Annotated in this window: 19 protein-coding genes; 6 read left to right on the plus strand and 13 right to left on the minus strand. The window is 69.9% G+C overall.

Going from position 1 to position 20,452, the window contains the following annotated elements:
* Positions 1-132: 132 nt before the first annotated feature.
* From OIE47_RS08005 to OIE47_RS08030, 6 genes are all read right to left on the minus strand, one after another.
* Entirely contained in the window at positions 133-987 is an 855-nt protein-coding gene (locus tag OIE47_RS08005) for a type IV toxin-antitoxin system AbiEi family antitoxin domain-containing protein (protein ID WP_326560870.1), read from the minus strand.
* Between the two features lie 290 nt (positions 988-1,277).
* Positions 1,278-2,477 (minus strand): saccharopine dehydrogenase family protein, encoded by a 1,200-nt coding sequence (locus OIE47_RS08010; protein WP_326560871.1) that lies wholly within the window; start codon positions 2,475-2,477, stop codon positions 1,278-1,280.
* Positions 2,478-2,502: 25 nt separating this feature from the next.
* Entirely contained in the window at positions 2,503-3,303 is an 801-nt protein-coding gene (locus tag OIE47_RS08015; RefSeq protein WP_326560872.1) for an ABC transporter permease, read from the minus strand.
* Between the two features lies 1 nt (position 3,304).
* On the minus strand, positions 3,305-4,150 hold the full coding sequence (locus OIE47_RS08020) for an ABC transporter permease (RefSeq protein ID WP_326560873.1): 846 nt from the start codon (positions 4,148-4,150) through the stop codon (positions 3,305-3,307).
* Positions 4,147-5,307 (minus strand): ABC transporter ATP-binding protein, encoded by a 1,161-nt coding sequence (locus OIE47_RS08025; protein ID WP_326560874.1) that lies wholly within the window; start codon positions 5,305-5,307, stop codon positions 4,147-4,149. The genes OIE47_RS08020 and OIE47_RS08025 overlap by 4 nt, the downstream gene beginning before the upstream one ends.
* A 6-nt stretch (positions 5,308-5,313) precedes the next feature.
* Positions 5,314-6,537, minus strand: coding sequence for a polyamine ABC transporter substrate-binding protein (locus tag OIE47_RS08030; RefSeq protein WP_326560875.1), 1,224 nt, complete (start codon positions 6,535-6,537; stop codon positions 5,314-5,316).
* 222 nt (positions 6,538-6,759) lie between these two features.
* Here OIE47_RS08030 and OIE47_RS08035 point away from each other — a divergent pair, with 222 nt between their 5' ends.
* Positions 6,760-7,269 (plus strand): Lrp/AsnC family transcriptional regulator, encoded by a 510-nt coding sequence (locus tag OIE47_RS08035; RefSeq protein ID WP_326560876.1) that lies wholly within the window; start codon positions 6,760-6,762, stop codon positions 7,267-7,269.
* Positions 7,270-7,503: 234 nt separating this feature from the next.
* Here the strand turns inward: OIE47_RS08035 and OIE47_RS08040 are convergent, their stop codons facing one another.
* From OIE47_RS08040 to OIE47_RS08050, 3 genes are all read right to left on the minus strand, one after another.
* A complete protein-coding gene (locus OIE47_RS08040) occupies positions 7,504-8,970 on the minus strand; it encodes an IS4 family transposase (RefSeq protein ID WP_326556267.1) in 1,467 nt (488 codons plus the stop codon).
* 364 nt (positions 8,971-9,334) lie between these two features.
* Positions 9,335-9,520 (minus strand): DUF397 domain-containing protein, encoded by a 186-nt coding sequence (locus tag OIE47_RS08045; protein ID WP_326560877.1) that lies wholly within the window; start codon positions 9,518-9,520, stop codon positions 9,335-9,337.
* A 51-nt stretch (positions 9,521-9,571) separates the two neighbouring features.
* Positions 9,572-9,730 carry a Scr1 family TA system antitoxin-like transcriptional regulator gene (locus OIE47_RS08050; RefSeq protein ID WP_326560878.1) on the minus strand — a complete coding sequence of 53 codons (159 nt, stop codon included), beginning with the start codon at positions 9,728-9,730 and terminating at the stop codon, positions 9,572-9,574.
* A gap of 242 nt (positions 9,731-9,972) precedes the next feature.
* On the opposite strand from OIE47_RS08050, the gene OIE47_RS08055 reads away from it, so the two are divergent.
* Together OIE47_RS08055 and OIE47_RS08060 are read left to right on the plus strand one after the other, a co-directional pair.
* Positions 9,973-11,319, plus strand: a complete 1,347-nt coding sequence (locus OIE47_RS08055) for an aspartate aminotransferase family protein (protein ID WP_326560879.1) — start codon at positions 9,973-9,975, stop codon at positions 11,317-11,319.
* Between the two features lie 23 nt (positions 11,320-11,342).
* Positions 11,343-12,638 carry an NAD(P)/FAD-dependent oxidoreductase gene (locus tag OIE47_RS08060; protein ID WP_326560880.1) on the plus strand — a complete coding sequence of 432 codons (1,296 nt, stop codon included), beginning with the start codon at positions 11,343-11,345 and terminating at the stop codon, positions 12,636-12,638.
* A 93-nt stretch (positions 12,639-12,731) separates the two neighbouring features.
* On the opposite strand, the gene OIE47_RS08065 is transcribed toward OIE47_RS08060, so the two are convergent.
* Positions 12,732-13,097, minus strand: a complete 366-nt coding sequence (locus OIE47_RS08065; protein ID WP_326560881.1) for a DUF3499 domain-containing protein — start codon at positions 13,095-13,097, stop codon at positions 12,732-12,734.
* 167 nt (positions 13,098-13,264) lie between these two features.
* Here OIE47_RS08065 and OIE47_RS08070 point away from each other — a divergent pair, with 167 nt between their 5' ends.
* Positions 13,265-13,714 carry a metallopeptidase family protein gene (locus OIE47_RS08070; RefSeq protein WP_326560882.1) on the plus strand — a complete coding sequence of 150 codons (450 nt, stop codon included), beginning with the start codon at positions 13,265-13,267 and terminating at the stop codon, positions 13,712-13,714.
* A gap of 33 nt (positions 13,715-13,747) precedes the next feature.
* On the opposite strand, the gene OIE47_RS08075 is transcribed toward OIE47_RS08070, so the two are convergent.
* The 3 genes from OIE47_RS08075 to OIE47_RS08085 form a co-directional block, all read right to left on the minus strand.
* Positions 13,748-14,005 (minus strand): WhiB family transcriptional regulator, encoded by a 258-nt coding sequence (locus OIE47_RS08075; RefSeq protein WP_091555113.1) that lies wholly within the window; start codon positions 14,003-14,005, stop codon positions 13,748-13,750.
* A 409-nt stretch (positions 14,006-14,414) separates the two neighbouring features.
* On the minus strand, positions 14,415-16,964 hold the full coding sequence (locus OIE47_RS08080; protein ID WP_442792061.1) for a bifunctional FO biosynthesis protein CofGH: 2,550 nt from the start codon (positions 16,962-16,964) through the stop codon (positions 14,415-14,417).
* A 178-nt stretch (positions 16,965-17,142) separates the two neighbouring features.
* Positions 17,143-18,153 (minus strand): hypothetical protein, encoded by a 1,011-nt coding sequence (locus OIE47_RS08085; RefSeq protein ID WP_326560883.1) that lies wholly within the window; start codon positions 18,151-18,153, stop codon positions 17,143-17,145.
* 97 nt (positions 18,154-18,250) lie between these two features.
* On the opposite strand from OIE47_RS08085, the gene cofD reads away from it, so the two are divergent.
* Both cofD and OIE47_RS08095 read left to right on the plus strand, forming a co-directional pair.
* Positions 18,251-19,219: a 2-phospho-L-lactate transferase gene (gene cofD / locus OIE47_RS08090; protein WP_326560884.1), complete on the plus strand. Its 969-nt coding sequence runs from the start codon at positions 18,251-18,253 to the stop codon at positions 19,217-19,219.
* A gap of 49 nt (positions 19,220-19,268) precedes the next feature.
* Positions 19,269-20,378 (plus strand): coenzyme F420-0:L-glutamate ligase, encoded by a 1,110-nt coding sequence (locus OIE47_RS08095; protein ID WP_326560885.1) that lies wholly within the window; start codon positions 19,269-19,271, stop codon positions 20,376-20,378.
* The last annotated feature ends 74 nt before the right edge of the window (positions 20,379-20,452 follow it).

The raw sequence follows: 20,452 nt of genomic DNA on the forward strand, positions 1-20,452 counted from the left end.
CCCCGCTCCCCGCGTCGATCTTGCAGTTGTGGTCGTAGACATAAGCCGCAAAGGAAATGGATCAGGCGCCACAACTGCAAGATCGACGGGGCCGGGGCGGGCGGGCCGGGGCCGGGGCGGGCGGGGGCGGATTTAGGGGAGGAGGATGGCGCGGACTGTGGCGGCTATGTGGGCGGGGCGGCTGTAGAGGTCGCGGGCGGTGAAGTAGCGCATTTTCCAACCGTTGGTGGCGAGCCAGTTCATCCGGGCGCGGTCGTAACGGAGCCGCTCGGGGTCGAGGTGGGATGCACCGTCGTACTCCAAGCCAATCCGACGCTCCCGGTATCCCAGGTCGAGCCGGTAGACCCGCGAGCCGTACCGGTCGCACGCCCAGATCTGCGGCTCCGGCACCGGCAGGCCCGCGTCGATCAGCACCAGACGGAGTTGGCTTTCCTGCCTGCACTCGGCACGAGGGTCAGCGATCGGCACCAGGTTCCGCACCTGACAGACTCCCCGCAGTCCGGCATGCCGACCGACCTCCGCCCACAAATCGTCGGTACGGCAGGCACCGGACCGGAGTACGGCATCGAGCAGCGGCAGGGCATCCATCCGGCGCAACTGCCGCGCCAGGTCGATCGCGCACCGGGCAGCCGGTACGCAGGGCACACCGGCAAGTTCAACCGGGCCGAGCACCGGCAGCACCGCCTCGTGCGCGACAACGCCCCGAATCCTGGTCACCGCGACGCCCGTCGGCACTATCACGTGGATCATCTCCGGAGGCGAGGTCCCGAATCCGTGTAACGCGGCAGCCGACTGGTAGCCGAGCACCGCCCCGGCCGGAAGCCGCCGGAACGTCGCCCGCAACAGGTCCAGCCGGCTCGGGTTCGGGACGTAGATACCCCGGGTCACCCGTCGCAGATCACCGCGCGCGACCCGATGACGGACCGCCGCCCGTGACATGCCAGCCGTACGCAACTCCGGATAGCGAAACGTCCCCTCGATCTCCACCCACCCAACACTGACCACCCACCCCCGCCCCCACCACCCCCACCCGCTCCCCTGTGGACAACCACCCCACCTGTGGAAAACCCCCTAATCAACCACCCACCTGCTACACACACACCCCCGCCCCTCCCTCCCTCCCTCCCTCCCTCCCTCCCCTCCCCCTCCCTCGCCTGGCGATCTTGCAGTTGTGGCGCCCAGGATGCCGGATTCGGGGCCTTTGTCAGCCACCACAACTGCAAGATCGCCGAGGAAGGCTGGCACGGCGGGCCCGAACCCCATCCGGGCACGGCGGCTCACCGGTCTTCGATGCCCCAGGGGGAGCCGTACGCGGTGAGCAGATCCAGGAACGGCTTGGGCGGCAACGCCTCAGGCCCGAGTACGCCGATGCCGCTCCACACTCCGGTGGCGAGCAGTTCGAGGGCGATCACCGGGTTGATCGCGGTCTGCCAGACGACGGCCTGGTGGCCGTACTCGGCCATCGACCATTCGTTGTCGACCACGTGGTAGAGGTAGGTGCGGCGGGGTTTGCCGTCCTTTCCGGTGCCGGTGACCCAGGTGCCGGCGCAGGTTTTGCCGCGCATCCGGTCACCGAGGCTCGCCGGGTCGGGCAGGCAGGCGGCGACCACGTCCCGGGGAGCGACGGAGACCCCACCGACCCGGACCGGGCGGGTCGAGTCCAGCCCGAGTTTGTGCAGCGTACGGAGCACGTCGATGAACTCGGCGCCGAGCCCGTACTTGAAGGTGACCTTGCGGGCCGGCACCCAGCGCGGGACGAGCAGCACCTCCTCGTGCTCCACGTGCACACACTCGACCGGGCCGATCCCCTCGGGGAAGTCGAACATCTCCGGTTCGGCGAACGGTTCGGTCGTGTACCAGCCCCGGTCGGCCTCCCAGATGACGGGCGGGTTGAGGCACTCCTCGATGGTGGTCCAGATGGAGAACGACGGGGCGAAGTCGTAACCGTCGACGGTCAGGTTCGCGCCGTCGCGTACGCCGATCTCGTCGATGTCGGAGAAGAGCGCGTCGGCGGCGTAGCGGGCGAAGATGTCGGACAGACCCGGTTCGACACCGATGCCGAGCAGCGCCAGCCGGCCCGCCTCGGACCATTTTTCCGCCATCGCGAACTGGTCGTCGCCGAGCTTGACCCCGCACTGCTGGTAGGGACTGTCGGGGTGCGGGGTGGACAGCGACATCGCCATGTCGAGGTAGTCGGCGCCGGCGGCGAGTGCCCCTTCGAAGATCGGCATGACGAAGCGCGGGTCGACCGCGTTGAGGACGTGCGTGATCCCGTGTTCGCGGCAGAGCGCGGCGACCGCGTCGGCCGAGGAGGCGTCGACGGTCGCGGCGACGAACCGGGAACGTCCCGCGACCGCGCGCTCGGCACGGGCCGGGTCGTGGTCGGCGACCACGCAGAGGTCGAAGAAGTCGCGGCGGTCGGCGATCGCGGCAGCGGCGGAGCCGACCCCGCCTGCGCCGAGGAGGAGGAAACGCATGGAAAACCCCTTCCGGGTACGGATATCAGCGCCGTACCCGTAGTCGCCGCCCGACCGAGCCACCGAGCACCAGCAGTACGGCGATCGCGAACATGGCCGTGCCGATCACGTTGACCTGCGGCGGGATACCACGCTGGGCGGCTCCCCAGACGTACATGGGGAAGGTGACGGTGGTGCCGGAGTTGAAGTTCGTGATGATGAAGTCGTCGAACGAGAGCGAGAACGCCAGCAGGGCGGCGGCGACGATGCCGGGCAGCACCAGTGGCAGGGTGATCCGGCGGAACGTCTGCCACTCGTTGGCGTAGAGGTCCATCGCCGCCTCTTCCAGCCGGCTGTCCATCCCGGCGAGCCGGGCCTTGACCGTGACGACCACGAACGAGACGCAGAACATGACGTGTGCGATCAGTACGGTCCAGAAGCCGAGCGGCACCCCGCCGGCGACGAACAGGGCCAGCAGCGAGGTCCCCATGACCAGTTCGGGGCTGGCCATCGGCAGGAAGACCAGCAGGTTGACCACACCCCTGCCCCGGAACCGGTGCCGGACCAGGGCGAACGCCATCAGCGTGCCGAGCGCGGTGGCGACGACGGTGGCGAGGAACCCGATCTGGGCGCTGCGGGCGACCGCCGAGCACAGGTCGGCCGGACCGCACGGGTTGGCCCAGTTGTCGAGGGTGAACTCGTTGAAGTCGTACGACACCCGGCTCGACGGGCGGTTGAACGACAGCGCCCCGACGACCGCGATCGGCAGGAACAGGTAACCGAGGACCACCAGCGCCACCACCATCACCCAGTGGTCCGCGACCCAGCGCCCGATCCGATGACCCATGTCAGATGACCTCCTCGGTGCCGGAGCGGCGCAGGTAGACGAAAACGATGGCCAGGATCGCCGCCATCAGGAGGAAGGAGAGCGCCGCGCCCTGGGGGTAGTCGAGCCGGACCAGGAACGCGGAGTCGATCACGTTGCCGATCATGTACTCGTTCGGCGTACCGAGGAGTTCGGCGTTGATGTAGTCGCCGCTCGCCGGGATGAAAAAGAGCAGGGTGCCGGCAACGAGACCGGGCATGGACAACGGCAGGACGACCGTACGGAAGGTGCGTACCGGACCTGCGTAGAGGTCCTTCGCCGCTTCCAGCAGTCGACCGTCGAGCCGTTCCAGGCTGGCGTAGAGCGGCAGGACCAGGAACGGCAGGAAGTTGTACGTCAGCCCGAGTACCACCGCGAACGGGGTGGCCAGCAGCCTGCCGTCGGCGCCGAGGAGGTGCAGGTCGCGCAGCAGCCCGACCAGGACACCGTTGTCGGACAGGATCGTCTTCCAGGCCAGGGTGCGGACCAGGAAACTGGTGAACATCGGGGCGATGACGCAGACCAGCAGCAGGTTGCGCCACCGCCCGGCGCGCTGCGCGATCGCGTACGCCAGGGGGTAGCCGAGCAGAATCGCGAGCACGGTGGCGATGCCGGCGTACAGGAACGAGCGGCCGAACTGCGGCCAGTAGGCGGCCAGGACGTCACCGTAGTTGCCGAACGCCCAGGTCATCGCGTACCCGGTGGCGAGCGAGCCGCCCGGGTCGTAGAGGCTCGCGGCGGCGAGTTGCACCACGGGTACGACGAAGAAGAGCAGCAGCCACAGTCCGCCCGGCAACAGCAGCAGGTACGGCAGCGCCTTCTTCCTCATGTCGGAAGCTCGGCGGGGGTGTCGAGGATCGGTGCGGTCTGGTCGGCCGCGCCCGGTTCCCGGGGCAGCAAAAAGGCGTGTTCACCGCGCCAGTGCGCCACCACGTCCGAGCCGACCGGCAGCACGCTGGTGGCGCCGCTGTTCGCCACGAAGACCGACAGTTCGGTCCCCCACCCGGTCCGGACCTGGTACTGGGTGCTCACCCCGAGGTAGGCGGCATCACTGACCACGCCGGTGATCTGCTGGTGTCCGGCGGGGACCGGATCCTCCGCACCGACCAGGTGCAGCTTCTCCGGGCGTACGCCGAGGTAGACCGGTCCCCGGTCGACCCGGGACCGGGCGGCGGGCACCGAGAAACGCGAGCCGTACGCCTCGACCGGAACCTCGTCCCCGGCGCGCCCGGCGGCGTCCCCGGCCAACAGGTTGGACTGGCCGAGGAAGTTGGCGACGAACGCGGTGGCCGGGAACTCGTAGAGGTCGGCCGGGGCGCCGAGTTGTTCGATCTTCCCGGCGTTCATCACCGCGACCGTGTCGGCCATCGTCATGGCCTCCTCCTGGTCGTGGGTGACGTGTACGAAGGTGATGCCGACCTCGGTCTGGATCCGTTTGAGTTCGAGTTGCATCTGCCGGCGCAGCTTGAGGTCCAGGGCGCCGAGCGGTTCGTCGAGCAGCAGCACCTGCGGTCGGTTGATCAGCGCCCGGGCCAGCGCCACCCGCTGCTGCTGGCCGCCGGAGAGCTGCGCCGGGTGCCGCTTGGCGTAACCGTCGAGCTGCACCAGCGCCAGCATCCGGTGCACCTGTTCGGTCACCTCGCGGACCTTGCGACGGCGCAGCCCGAAGGCGACGTTCTCGAAGATGTCCAGGTGCGGGAAGAGCGCGTAGCTCTGGAAAACCGTGTTCACCGGCCGCCTGTACGGCCGCAGCCGGCTGATGTCCTGCTCGCCGAGGAGGACCTGCCCGCTGGTCGGCTCGGTCAGCCCGGCGACCATGCGCAGGGTGGTGGTCTTGCCGCACCCGGAGGCGCCGAGCAGGGCGAAGAACGACCCCTGCGGGACGGTCAGGCTGAGGTCGTCGACCGCGGTGAAGATGCCGTACCGCTTGGTCACGTTGGTCAGGCGCAGGTCGCCCGCAACCTGTTCTGTGGTTTCTTTGGTCATCGCCGGCTACGCACCGATGACCTGCTGGAACTTGCCCTCGTACGCGCGTTCCTGGGCGTCGGTCAGGGCCATGAAGACCTTCGCCTTGGCCAGCAGCGCGGCATCCGGGAAGATCAGCGGGTTGGCGGCCAACTCCGGGTCGATCTTCTCCATCTCCGCCTGCGCGCCCTCGACCGGGCAGATGTAGTTGACGTACGCGGCGACCTGGGCGGCCACGGCCGGGTCGTAGTAGTAGTCGATGAGTGCCTCGGCGTTGCCCTTGTGGGTCGCCTTGTTCGGCACCTCCATGTTGTCCGAGAAGAGCATCACCCCGGAGTCCGGCGCCACGAACTGGATCTTGTCGTTCTCGGCGGAAAGTTGGATGACGTCGCCGGACCAGCCGATACACGCCGCCACGTCGCCCTTGGCCAGGTCGGGCGCGTAGTCGTTGCCGGTGAACCGGCGGATCTGCCCGCTGTCCACGGCCTTCTGCAACTTCGCGAGCGCGTCGTCGAACTGGGCGTCGGTGAACTTCGCCGGATCGTGCCCGTTGGACTGCAACAACAGACCCATGGTGTCGCGCATCTCGCTCAACGCGGTCACCTTGCCCTTGAGATCGGGGCGGGTGAGCAGTTCGTCGACCGTACGGATCTCCTTGGTGACACTGCCGTTGTAGGCGAGCCCGGACAGGCCGGACTGCCACGGCAGGGCGTACTCGTTGTTCGGGTCGAAGGAGCGACCGCGCAGCGAGGCGAGCAGGTTCTTCTCCACATTGGGGAGTTTCGCCTTGTCGAGCTTCTGCACCCAGCCGAGCCGGATCACCCGGGCGGCCATCCAGTCGGTGAGCACGATGATGTCGCGCCCGGTCGACTGACAGGCGGCGAGCTGGTTCTGCACCTTGCCGAAGAACTCGTTGTTGTCGTTGATGTCCTCGGTGTACGTAACCTGGATGCCGGACTTCGTCTGGAAGGCGTCGAGGGTGGGCCGCTTCGACTCGTCGGCCTCGTCAACGTCGAGATACTGCGGCCAGTTGGAGAAGGCGAGCGTCTTCTCGGTGCCGGAGAGGTCCTCGCTGACACAGCCGGCCTCGGTCTGCTGCGCACCCTTGGTGCCGCAGGCGGCCAGGGCGCCACCGGCGGCGAGCAGCGCCGCCGAGCCGGCGGCACCGTGCAGCAGGGTCCGACGGGAGACTCCGGGCAGCAGGGTCGGACGGGAGGCACCGAGCGGCGGGGGGCGGAAACGGTTACGCATATGACGGCTCCTCGGGGGTCGAGCCAGCGGTGCGGAACATGGGGGGTGGCGCCCGCCGGCCGGATGTCATCGCGACTGATTCAATGTGACGACGATCCTGGCATGCAGCACCGCTTGTTACAAGGGATTCCGTCGCGGAAGTAGCTGTTCGCAACGAAATGCGCCAGACTCACCGCGGTAACACAACAGGCATCCAATGCCTGGTCAGCGACTGGGGGAAAGATGGCCAACGGGCCCACCGACGATCGCCGCGCACGACGAGTCACCGTACGCGAGGGCGCGAATCACGCCCTGCTCGACGATGTCGCGAAACAGATCATCGAACAGTTGCAGGAGGACGGGCGCCGGGCGTACGCGACGATCGGTCGGGCGGTCGGCCTCTCCGAGGCGGCCGTACGCCAGCGGGTGCAGCGGCTGCTCGACGCCGGGGTGATGCAGATCGTCGCGGTGACCGATCCGCTCCAGCTCGGCTTCCCCCGCCAGGCGATGATCGGCCTGAAGACCGACGGCGACCTGGAACAGGTGGCGGACCGCCTCGCCGAACTGGACGAGGTCGACTACGTGGTCATCACCGCCGGCTCGTTCGACCTGCTCACCGAGGTCGTCTGCCGCAACGACGACCACCTCCTGGAGATCCTGCAACGCCTACGCGCCGTCCCCGGCGTCGTCTCCACAGAAGCCTTCGTCTACCTAAAACTCCGCAAACAAACCTACTCCTGGGGCACCCCCTAACCCCGCTCTCCCAACCCCACCCCCGTTCACCCCGTTGATCATGAAGTTAGCGACCGGATGAGGCTGATTTCAGGTCGCTAACTTCATGGTCAACTTCGCGGGGTGGGGTGGGGTGGGGTGGGGCGGGGTGGGGCGGGGTGGGTGGGGTGGGCGGGGTGGGGCGGTGGGGTGCGCGCTGGCAGTGGTAGCGCGTTCAGTTCGTACATCAGAGATGGTGTGCGTACACAATGCCGCTTAGTTAAGGCGTTGGTTGGTGATTTTGGTGGTGGTTTGGCTGGGTGTGATGGTGATGTGGTGGTGGGTGTGGGTGGGTGGTCGGGGTTGGTGGCGGGGTTTTGTGGGGTAGGGGGTGGCGGTTGGTCGTCGTTGGCGGGGGTAGGTGCGGTGGCGTCTGGTGAGTGGTGGTTCGTTGAGGATGTCGGTGATGGTGTGGTTGCGGGTGTGGTGGGTGGGGGGTTGGTGGAGGGCGGTGCGGGCGGTGCGGAGGGTGAGGGTGAAGGAGATGTGGTCGGGGTCGTGGTTGGCGGTGGTGGCGGCTTCGGTGCGGAGGTGGCAGAGGGCTTGGTAGGTGATGAGGAGTGCGTAGATCTCTTGGGTGATGCCGGTGGGTGTGTGTGAGCGGAGGGTGGTGTTGGTGCCGATGAGGCGGGGTTTGAGGAAGCTGTAGTGGGTTTCTGATTCCCAGCGTTGTTGGTAGAGGGTGGCGAGTTGTTGCGCGGGGGCGTGGTGGTGGTCGAGCAGGGTGGTGAGTAGCCGGTATTCGTCGGTTCGGGTGTCTTGGCCGGTGGTGGTGGTGATGGTGAATTCCACGACGCGGATTTGGTGGCCGTGGCGTGGTGGTTGGGGTGCGCGGCCGCGGGCGCGGGCGCCGTTGAGGCGGGCGGTCTCGCGTCTGGTGGGGAGTGTGGCGAGGAATGAGCCGTCGGGTAGGTGGGTGGTGGGGACGAGTTGGAGGTTCTTCTTCGCTCGCCAGATGAGGTCGGCGCCGGTGGCGGTGGCGTGTGACCACAGGTCGTGACTGGTGAAGTTCCGGTCGGCGAGGAGGAGCATGCCGGGGGTGAGTGAGGCGAGGAGCCGCCGGGCGAGGGCGGGTTCGCTGGAGGTGACGACTCCGTCGAAGGCGGCGTCGATGATGCTGTGGGTGCCGCAGTCGATGAGTGTCATGAGTCGGATCAGTGGGGTGCTGCCGAGCCGGCGTAGGTAGCTGTCCACTTGTTTTTTGGTGGGTTTGCGGGCTTGGCCGTGGTAGCCGAATTCGGTGGCGTTGGCGGGGGTGTCCGGGGCGGGGAGGGTGGTGGCGTCCCATGCGACGAGACGTCGACCGAAGGCGTAGGTCGAGCCGGTTGTGGGGGTGTTGGTGGAGTCACGGACCCGGTCGAAGAGCAGGTGGAAGGGCTTGACGCCGAGTCGCTGCCGGGCCTGGGTCAACGCTGAGCTCGACGCGATCACGCATCCCTGACACAGGCCCCGCCACCGTAGGACCAGGATCCGTAGGACGGCCCGGTATCCCGGTGGGCGGTAGCCGTCGGCGGCGCTGAACAGTGTTAACGCGAGTACGAAGTAGATCACCACCCGGGCGGGTAGGACCCGGCGTCGTTGTTCCCGGCAGCCGGTGGTCTCGATGACCTCGTCGACCAGGTCGGGTGGGACGGTACTGGTCAACACCCCGAGATCGATGTGATCGCGGGCTGGGCCACTCATCGCGGGCATGGCAAACTGAACCGACAACGGAACTCCCGGGACAGACGGTCTTTCTTGGTCGATCGACAGTCATACCGGTAGTTCCGTTGTTCCATGTTCCGCCACGCCGCCGTGACCATCCGGCGTCACCCGACCACCCACCGCCCTAACTGAGCGGCATTGTGTACGTACATCGTTTTTGATGTAAGAAATTTCCGCGTTATGTGGTCCGGCGAGGAGGTCGTCCCCGCATCGTGACGGGTCGTCACGGCAGTACCCCGCAGGGCGACACCCCCGGTACGGCAACGCCACGGCGCGGCACGGCACGCGCGGCAACGCCCCGCGCCGAAGTGTCCGCGGCGGGGGCGGGTGGTGAAGAAAAGGGTCAGTGCTTCGCCAGGGCCACGAAGGCTCGCCCTGCGGCGGGGGGCGAAACTGAGGGTGCCGCCGTCGCGGTTCCTGGTGTCCGGACCAGGACCCGTCCGGGCAGGTTGTCCGCCACTTCGACGCAGTCCCCGCCGTTGTTGCTGCTGCGGGTGGAGGTGCGCCCGCGGGCGTCGGTCATGTCCATGTCCGCGCCACATCCCTGATCAGCTCGATCGTCTGCCGACGGGACAGCGCCTCACCGGTCAGGCTGTCCCAACGCTTTGCCGTCCCTGAGCTGGGCGAGGACGAACGGACCGGCCAGGCCGGTGCGCCACGGCGCGGCGGCGGGGATGACCCGGAACTGGACAGACGGAAGCTCGGCGACCTTCACCAGGTGTTCGAGCTGCCCCCGCATAACGTCACGATCTGCTCCACCGTCTCCGGCGGCAGCACCCGGCCGACGTTGAGCATCGCGCGGGCACCCACCCTCTAGCAGCACCTACGGATTTCGTTGCGGGCAGCAGCGCAATGCACAGAAACCGTTGCCGTGATCGCGAATGAGTGGCGTTAACCCTTGCGTCACGGCCCACGCCTGTGCGATAACCGTGGTCACAGCGGCCGGGATCCGGCCCGATCACGGAACAGGGGCAGGCAGCCATGGCCAACGCCACCGACCACCTCTGGATGCACTTCACCCGGATGTCCGGGTACCGCGACGCGGAGGTGCCGACCATCGTCCGGGGCGAGGGTGCGTACGTCTGGGACAGCCAGGGGCGCCGCTACCTCGACGGGTTGGCCGGGCTCTTCGTGGTCAACGCCGGGCACGGCCGTACCGAGCTGGCCGAGGCGGCAGCCAAGCAGGCCGCCGAGCTGGCGTACTTCCCGCTCTGGTCGTACGCGCACCCGACCGCGATCGAGCTGGCCGAGCGGATCGCCTCGCTGACTCCGGGCGACCTGAACCGGGTCTTCTTCACCACCGGGGGCTCGGAGGCGGTGGAGTCGGCGTGGAAGCTGGCCCGCGCGTACTTCAAGCGGACCGGCAAGCCGACCAAGTACAAGGTGATCAGCCGGTACATCGCGTACCACGGGACGTCGATGGGTGCGCTGTCGATCACTGGGCTGCCGGGCATCAAGACGGACTTCGAGCCGCTGGTGCCGGGTGCGATCAAGGTGCCGAACACCAACTTCTACCGGGCGCCGGAGCACGGCGACGACCCGGAGGCGTTCGGCCGGTGGGCCGCCGACGAGATCGGGCGGGCGATCGAACGGGAGGGGCCCGACACCGTCGCCGCCGTGTTCCTGGAACCGGTACAGAACTCCGGCGGCTGCTTCCCGCCGCCGCCGGGTTACTTCGACCGGGTACGCGAGATCTGCGACCAGTACGACGTACTGCTCGTCTCCGACGAGGTGATCTGCTCCTGGGGCCGGCTCGGTGAGTACTTCGGCGCCCAGCGGTACGGCTACCAGCCCGACATCATCACCACAGCGAAGGGCATCACCTCCGGGTACGCCCCGCTCGGCGCGATGATCGCCAGCGATCGGCTGATCGAGCCGTTCCTCGCCAACACCGAGATGTTCGCCCACGGCATCACCTTCGGCGGGCACCCGGTCTCCTGTGCGGTCGCCCTGGCCAACCTCGACGTGTTCGCCCGCGAGGACCTGATCGGCCACGTACGGGCCAACGAAGGCAGCTTTCGGACCACTCTGGAACGTCTGCACGACCTGCCGATCGTCGGCGACATCCGGGGCGACGGCTACTTCTACGGCATCGAGCTGGTCAAGGACAAGACGACCAGGGAAACCTTCGACGAGGCCGAGTCCGAGCGGCTGCTGCGCGGTTTCCTGTCCACCGCCCTGTTCGAGGCGGGGCTCTACTGCCGAGCCGACGACCGCGGCGACCCGGTGGTGCAGCTCGCCCCGCCGCTCATCGCCGACCAGCGACAGTTCGACGAGATCGAGCAGATCCTGCGCACCGTGCTGACCGAGGCGTGGCGGTTGGTGTGAGCTACCGGGACATCTCCTACTGGATGTCCACAGTAGAAGACGACCTGACGCCGCAGGATCCGCTGCCCGGTGACCGGGACGTCGACGTCGCCATCGTCGGTGCCGGTTACACCGGGCTCTGGACGGCGTACTACCTCGCGATCGCCGACCCGTCGCTGCGGATCGCCGTACTGGAAAAGGAGATTGCCGGCTACGGCGCCTCCGGGCGAAACGGCGGCTGGTGCTCGGCGCTGTTCGCCACCGCCATGCCCAAGCTCGCCCGCCGGCACGGGCGGGACGCGGCGATCGCCATGCAGCGGGCCATGCAGACGACGGTGGACGAGGTCGGTCGGGTGACCGCCGCCGAGGGCATCGACTGCGACTGGCACCGGGGCGGGACGGTCACCCTGGCCCGGGGCGCGGCCCAACTCGCCCGGGCCCGCGCCGAGGTCGACGAGGCCCGTGAGTACGGCTTCGACGAGTCCCACCTCGCCCTGCTCGGACCGGCCGAGGCGACCCGCCGGTGCAACGCCGAGGGCGTGCTCGGCGGCACCTTCACCCCGCACTGCGCCGCGATCCACCCGGCCAAGCTGGCCCGTGGCCTGGTCCGGGTGGTCCGGCGACACGGTGTACGGGTCCACGAGCGGACCCCGGTCACCGCGATCGGGCCGGGCCGGGTGCGAACCCCCGCCGGAACGGTCCGGGCCCCGATCGTGATCCGGGCCACCGAGGGATACACCGCCGGCCTGCCCGGTCACCGGCGCACGCTGGCCCCGCTCTACTCGCTGATGGTGGCCACCGAGCCGCTGCCGGCGCCGGTGTGGGAGCGGATCGGGCTGGCCGAGCGGGAGACGTTCTCCGACTTCCGCCGCATGATCATTTATGGGCAACGGACCGCCGACGATCGGCTCGCCTTCGGCGGCCGGGGGGCGCCGTACCACTTCCGCTCCCGGATCCGCCCCGAGTACGACCACGAGCCGAGGATCTTCGACGCCCTCCGTGAGTGCCTGGCCACCCTCTTCCCCGTACTCGGGGCGGAGGTGGCGATCAGTCACCGCTGGGGTGGCCCGCTCGGGGTGCCCCGGGACTGGTCCACCTCCGTCGGGCTGGACCGCTCGACCGGGCTCGGCTGGGCGGGCGGTTACGTCGGCGACGGGGTGGCGACCACCAACCTCGCCGGGCGTACGCTCGCCGACCTGATCCTCGGGGTGAGCAGCGACCTGACCTCGCTGCCGTGGGTGGGACACCGGTCCCGCCGCTGGGAACCCGAGCCGCTGCGCTGGCTCGGCGTCAACGCAGGCCTTCGACTCACCAACGCCGCCGACGCGGTCGACAGGTAGGCGCAGGCCAGGAACGGGGGCAGGCGCAGGAAACGGCGCAGGCCGGGAACGGGGCGGGCGCGGGGAACGGGCGGGCGCGGGGAACGGGGCGGGTCAGTGAGTGGGTGGGATGACCCGGAGGTGACCGCGCCGGCCGGTCTGCTGACCGGGCGGCAGGTCGATGTCGATGTCGTCCTGGCGCTGCACCGGGCGGGCCGCCTCGCGTACCGCCTCGGCGAGCGCGACCAGGTCGTCGGTGGTCGGGGGCGGGGGCTCGAACTCGCCCTCGTGCCGGACCACCTCCCAGCCGCGCGGGGCGGTCAGGCTGCGGGCGTGCTGCTCACAGAGGTCGTACGTGTGCGGCTCGGCAAAGGCGGCCAGCGGACCCACCACGGCGGTCGACTCGTTGTAGACATAGGTCAGCGTGGCGACGGCCTGTCGGGGGCAGCCGTTGCGCGAACAACGCCGTGGTGACCTCACGGCGGCACGGTATCTCTCTTACCGCCTCCAACACACCGCTTGCCGGTACGACACGCCGACCGTCCTGGCCACAATTCGGGCAACGGCCGGACGCGCCGGAGATCCCGGTCCCGACACGGGGTGGTCCGCGATCCGGGATCTGCCCAACCTGGGTCTACCCTGTGCACATGACCAGTCCGGACCACCGCCGGCCGGGGCCCGGGCGGCGTACCCGCCGGGACCGCCACGGCCGAGGCCTGCGCGGTCGGCTGGTGCCGGCGACGGTGCCGCTGGCGCGTACCAAGGCCGAAATCTTCGATGATCTTGTGTTGGACACCGTGGAAACCCTGGAACGGCGGTTCGCCAAGGAGCTGGCGGGTGTCGAGTTCGCCGTCGAGGACGTACCCCCGGATTTGAACGTCTACGACTCCGACGTCCTGGAGGACGGCGAGGTGCCGCTGGCCCGGCTGCTGCCGGGCCGACCGGGCCGGCAGGAGGTGCCGCCCCGGATCGTGCTGTACCGCCGACCGCTGGAGTTCCGGGCCATGGACCGGGAAGACCTGGCCGACCTCGTCCATGACGTGATCATCGAACAGGTCGCGAACCTGCTCGGCGTCGATCCGGACGAACTCGCCTGAGCCGGGCGGCCCCCACCGCCCGGCCGGCGTACGTCAGGCCACCCGACGCTTGAGCTTGCGGCGCTCCCGCTCGGAGAGCCCACCCCAGATACCGAACCGTTCGTCGTGCCCGAGCGCGTATTCCAGGCATTCGGCCTTCACGTCGCAGCGCGAGCAGATCCGCTTTGCCTCACGGGTCGAGCCGCCCTTCTCGGGAAAGAACGCCTCCGGGTCAGTCTGCGAGCAGAGCGCCCGCTCCTGCCACTCCGGCGCATTCCCGAGCAGGTCGGCCACCTCGAGTCGGCCGTCCATCAGATGCCTCCTTATCGCGCGCCGGCAACGTGGCCGGCGCAACCCCCCACGCGGAAGGCGTGTTTTTGTCCGTACGGTGGCAGTTTGATGCGCTCCGTTCGAACGACCCCACTGAAATTACACGGGTGTAATGCGTGCGTCGTCAAGCCGAACCTGATAAATGGGGTCACCCTTCCGGTACGCCTCGAACGACCTGCTGACCCATCCGGTGTCGCCGCCTGCCCTACCGATTGAGACCCGGCAGGAGTAACGCCTCATCGGCGAGTTGCCGCCGAAATCCGGCGTGGCGCGACGGGACACGCCAACCAATCGATCGGCGTGTCGCCCGTGAACTGTCGGATATCCAACCCTGGATCCGGTCGACTCCGCCCGGTGGTCGGGACGGGACGACGGGTCACCCGGTCGGGAGTCAGCCGGTGTGCCCGTAGGCCGTGGTGCGCCGCCGCGCGGGCCGTCCGGCCGCCGCCGCGATGGCCTCCAACTGCGCCACCGTACGGGCCGAGCCGTTGTCGGAGCCGGCCATCCGGGAGATGGTCTCCTCCATCAGGGTGCCGCCGAGGTCGTTGCACCCACCCCGGAGCATCTCCACCGTGCCCTCGTCGCCGAGCTTCACCCAGGAGCACTGGATGTTGTCGATCCGCCCGTGCAGCAGCAGCCGGGCCATGGCGTGGACGACCCGGTTCTCCCGCCAGGTGGGGCCGGGGCGGGCGATGCCGGCCAGGTAGATCGGGGCGTTGGTGTGCACGAACGGGAGCGCCACGAACTCGGTGAAGCCACCGGTACGGTCCTGCACCCCGGCCAGCACCCGGAAGTGCCCGAGCCACTGCCCGGGGTGGTCGACGTGGCCGTACATCATCGTTGAGCTGGAGCGGATGCCGAGCTCGTGCGCGGTGCTGACCACCTCGACCCAGGTCGCGGCGGGCAGTTTGCCCTTGGTCAGGACCCAGCGCACGTCGTCGTCGAGGATCTCGGCGGCGGTGCCCGGAATGGTGTCGAGCCCGGCGTCGCGCAACTGGGTCAGCCAGTCCCGTACGGAGACGCCCGCCTTGGCCGCCGCGGTGACGATCTCCATCGGCGAGTACGCGTGCACGTGCATCCCCGGCACCCGTGCCTTCACCGCCCGGACGATGTCGGCGTACACGGTGACCGGGAGCTTCGGGTCGATCCCGCCCTGCATGCAGACCTCGGTGGCACCGGCCTGCCAGGCTTCCTCGGCCCGGTCGGCGACCTGCTCGACGGAGAGCCGGAACGCATCGGCGTCCCGTTCCCGCTGGGCGAAGGCGCAGAAGCGGCAGCCGACGTAACAGACGTTGCTGAAGTTGATGTTGCGGTTGACCACGTACGTGATGTCGTCACCGACAGCCGAGCGCCGTACGTCGTCGGCCACCCGGCACAGCTCGTCCAGGGCGGTGCCGTCGGCGGCGAAGAGCGCCATCGTGGCCGCCTCGTGCCGTGGCTCCAGCAGGGCCGCCGGATTCTCCGATGCCAGCCGCAGCCCGGCCAGCAGGTCGGCGGGGAGCCGCTCGGCCGCACCGCCACCGGCCCGCAACGCCGCCGCACCCTCGTCGACGTGGGCCGCGAGCTGCGCCCAGTCGCCGTAGACGCTGTCGAAGTCGCCGCGCCGGTCGTCGGTCCGCCCGGTGGTGTCGATGGTCGTGTGCAGGTCGGTCCGCCCGCCGGGCACGTACGCGTCCTCCGGCTCCTGCCACGGCCGACCGACCGGCAGCGCCGACTCGACCGCGAGCCCGGTCGCCGGGTCGGAGAGCGCACCCACGTGCGGCCCGATCCTCGGGTCGAGCCACGGGTCGCCGCGACGGACGTACTCCGGGTAGATGGTGAGCCGTTCCCGCAGGGTGAACCCGGCGGCGGCGGTACGGCTGGCCAGCTCCTCGATCTGCGGCCAGGGGCGCTCCGGGTTGACGTGGTCCGGGGTCACCGGTGACACGCCGCCCCAGTCGTCGATCCCGGCCCGCAGCAGCAGGTCGAACTCACCGGCGATCAGGTTCGGCGGCGCCTGGATCCGGGCGCCGGGGCCGAGCAGCACCCGCGCCACCGCCACGGTCGCGGCCAGGTCGTGCAGCTCGGCGTCGGGCATGCCGCGCATCGCCGTGTCCGGCTTGGCGCGGAAGTTCTGCACGATGACTTCCTGGATGTGGCCGTACTCCCGGTGGGTGCGGCGGATCGCGAACAGCGCGTCCACCCGCTCGGCCGGGGTCTCCCCGATGCCGATCAGCAGACCGGTGGTGAACGGGACCCCGACCCGTCCGGCGTCGTCGAGCACCCGCAGCCGTACGGCGGGTTCCTTGTCCGGGGAGCCGTAGTGCGGACCGCCGGGCTCGGACCAGAGCCGGGTGGCGGTCGTCTCCAGCATCATCCCCATGCTCGGCGCCACCGGCTTGAGCCGCTGCAACTCGGCCCAGGAGAGCACACCGGGGTTGAGGTGCGGCAGCAGTCCGGTCTCCTCCAGCACCGCCACCGCGCAGGCGCGTACGTAGTCCAGTGTGGAGTCGTAACCACGCTCGTCGAGCCACTGCCGGGCCGCCGGCCAGCGTTCCTCCGGGCGGTCACCGAGGGTGAACAGCGCTTCCTTGCAGCCCTGGGCGGCGCCCTCGCGGGCGATCGCCAGCACCTCGTCGCGGTCCAGGTAGGCGGCGGGCAGCCGGTGCGGCACGGTGGCGAAGGTGCAGTAGTGGCAGCGGTCCCGGCAGAGCCGGGTCAGCGGGATGAAAACCTTTTTGGAGTACGTGACCACGCCGGGACGGCCGGCGTCGCGCAGGCCCGCGTCCCGGATCGCACCGGCGATCGCGAGCAGGTCGTCCAGCGGTTCACCGCGTGCGCTCAGCAGCGCGACGGCCTCGTCGGTGTCCACCGCCCGGCCGTCGGCGGCGCGCTTCAACGCCCGACGCAGGCTCGCCTCGGTCGGAGCCACGGTCGGACCGGAGTCGATGCGATCAGCCACCAGTGCAGCCTAGGCGCTACCTCCGACGTGATCGCATGGTGCCGGTCACATCAGCGTCCCGGTCACATCGTGTGCCGCTCACATCGTGCGTCGGGCGCATCGCGTGCCGTTCACATCGTGTGTCGGGCGCATCGGCCGGAGCGGACGCCCACCGTCGGGCGCCCGCTCCGGTCGACGGTCAGCGCTGGTACGGCTCGGTCGGCTCGTCGCCGTCGATCCGGGGGGCCGGCGGCTGGCCGCCCGCGCTCGGCTGCTGGCTCGCCGGGTTGATCAACTGGGTCCGCTCGCTGTTCTCGTCGCCCTCCGGAGACCGCTGGATCACCTGGGTGGGCTCACCCGAGGCCGGCGGCGTGGAGGTCGGTGCGGCGAACGGCGACGCGACCGGACCCGGCGCCTGGGCCGGTACGACCGGTGCCTGGGCACCGGAGGTCGGAGCCGACGGCGGCGCCGAGACCGGCGGCGCGGAAGCCGGCGCGGGTACGCCGAAGCCCCCGGTCGGCTGGCCGTAACCCGGCTGCGGGTACGCCTGCTGCGGATAGCCCTGCGGGTAACCCGGCTGCGGCTGCTGGGGGTAACCCTGCGGGTAGCCCGGCTGCCCCGGCTGTCCCGGCTGCTGCGGGTAACCCTGTTGGGGGTATCCCTGCGGGTAGCCCTGCTGGGGGTAACCCGGCTGGCCGTAGTAGCCCGGCTGGGGCTTCGGCTTGGGGACGTAGTAGAAGGTCCGCCAGACCTTGAAGACCAGGAAGGCCGCGACCGCGAAGATGGCCAGGTAGGCGATCTGGGTCAGCAGCCCGGTGAACGCCTGCCGGAACTCCCCGTCGGCCAGCACACCGACCAGCCAGGCGAGTACGGCGAGGGCCCCGAAGAGCGCGGAGACGGCGTACTCGACCAGGGCGACCTGCGTGATCAGCTTGGCCTGGGCGACGACCGGCTGGAGGTGCGTGGCGAGCAGGACGGCGAGCAGCGGCAGCAGGATCGTGGTGACCCCGACGAAGTCGCCGAAGCTGCTCCCCGCCCGGTCGGTGAACTCGTCACCCTCGCCGCGCGGGATCAGCATGTTGATCACGGCGACGAAGAGCAGCAGTGCGTTGGCACCCACCAGCACCAGCGCCGCCGGCTCCCGCAGTGGTTGTGTTATCTGTCGGACCTGCGCCGAGTCGGTCGGCGCGGGTCCAGGCTGACTGGTCAAAGCTCCCCCTGGGGCGGTTTGCGGACGGGTGCCGCAGGTGAGCCTAGTCGCCAACCCGCATAACGGCTCGGCACGCGGGGTGCGGGAGGATGGTCGTATGCACATCGTGGTACTCACCGGCGGCATCGGCGGAGCCCGCTTCCTGGCCGGCGTACGGGCGTACGCGGCTACGACGGGCGACGAGGTGACCGCCGTGGTCAACGTCGGCGACGACGTGATCATGCACGGGCTGCGGATCTGCCCCGACCTGGACAGCGTCATGTACACCCTGGGTGGCGGCGCCGACCCGGAGCGCGGCTGGGGACGGGTCGGTGAAACCTGGACGATCAAGGAAGAACTCGCCGGGTACGGCGCGGAGCCGAGCTGGTTCGGGCTGGGCGACAAGGACATCGCCACCCACCTCGTACGGACGAACATGCTCAACGCCGGCTACCCGCTCTCGGCGGTGACGGAAGCGCTCTGCGCCCGCTGGCAGCCCGGCGTACGGCTGCTGCCGGCGACCGACGACCGCCTGGAGACGCATGTGGTGGTCGACGCCCCGGCCGACGACGCGGGTGACGGCGGCGGACAGCGGGCGATCCACTTCCAGGAGTGGTGGGTACGCCACCGCGGCGCCATCCCGACCCACCGGTTCGTGTTCGTCGGTGCCGAGGCGGCGAAACCGGCGGCCGGGGTGCTCGACGCGCTCGCCGGGGCGGACGTGGTGCTGGTGGCGCCGAGCAACCCGGTGGTGAGCATCGCCCCGATCCTGGCGGTGCCGGGGCTGCGCGAGGCGCTGACCGCCAACCGGGCCCCGGTGGTCGGGGTGTCACCGATCATCGGCGACGCCCCGGTACGCGGCATGGCCGACCGGTGCCTGTCGGTGCTCGGCGTGCCGGTCTCCGCCGCCGGGGTGGGTGCCCTGTACGGCGCCCGCGCGACCGGTGGGATCCTCGACGGCTGGTTGGTGGACACCACGGACGCGCAGACGTCGGTGCCGGACCTGACCGTCCGGGCCGCCCCGCTCTGGATGACCGACGAGACCGCGACCGTGGCGATGGTCCGGGCCGCGCTGGAGCTGGCGTGATCAGCGCATCCGGCGGGAGAAGCGAATACGGCACGATCGTGGAGTTGGCGTGAAACTGGAGATCCTGCCGGTGCTCGGCATCGGTGACGTGGCCGAGGGCGACGACCTCGCGGCGATGATCACGACGGCCGCGCCGTGGCTGCGCGACGGGGACGTACTGATCGTCACCAGCAAGATCGTCTCGAAGGCGGAGGGGCGGCTGGTCGACGTACCGGCGGCCGAGGGGCCGGAGCGGGACGCGGCGCGGGAGGAGATCCTGGTCGCGGAGACCGCCCGGCCGGTCGCCCGGCGCGGGCCGGTCCGGATCGTGCAGACCCACCACGGTTTCGTGATGGCCTCGGCCGGCATCGACGCGTCCAATGTGGACCCGTCCCGGCTGGTGCTGCTGCCGAAGGACCCGGACGCCTCCGCCCGGGGGCTGCGGGCCGCACTGCGCGCGCGGCACGGCGCCGACGTTGCCGTGATCATCTCGGACACCATGGGTCGGCCGTGGCGCAACGGTCTCACCGACGTGGCGCTCGGCGTCGCCGGCCTGAGCGCGATCCGGGACCACCGGGGCGAGGTCGACCCGTACGGCAACGAGTTGAGCATCACCCAGATGGCCGTGGTCGACGAGCTGGCCGGCGCGGGTGAGCTGGTCAAGGGCAAGCGCGACCAGGTCCCGGTGGCGGTGGTACGCGGTTACCTCAACACGACCGAGCCGGCCGACGGAGCGGGCGCCTCGGTCCTGGTCCGCGACGCCGAACTCGACCTGTTCTCGCTCGGCACCGCCGAGGCGCGGGCCAGCGGGCTCCGGGCGGCGGCCACCCTGCCCGAGACGGCCCCGACCGGGGCCGGCTCGGACGGCACCGGGGTCGACCCGGTCGCGGTGCGGCGGGCGATCGCCACCGTGGCCGACGCGGTGGCGCCCGGCACCGTCTTCACCCCGGTCACCCGCGAGGAGGTACGCGACCCGCTCGGCGTACCCGACCGGCCGGTGGCTGCCATCTCGATGGTGCTCTGCACCGCACCGGGCGAAGTCACCGCGACCGCCGGCACGCTCATCCGGTTCGGCGCCGACCTGCACCGGCTGCGCGCCGCCCTGGCCGCCGAGGGCGTCGCGTCGTCGGTCACCACGGCACCGGCCGACAGCACCGCGTCCGCCGCCCTCACCCTCTGACCCGCCAACCGCCGGCGAGCGAGCCGGACGGCTCCGTCGCGGGCCGGACGGTTCACGAGTGCGGCATAGCAGGG

Origin of the sequence: Micromonospora sp. NBC_01796 (genome assembly GCF_035917455.1) — a bacterium.
Classification (GTDB): Bacteria; Actinomycetota; Actinomycetes; order Mycobacteriales; family Micromonosporaceae; genus Micromonospora_G.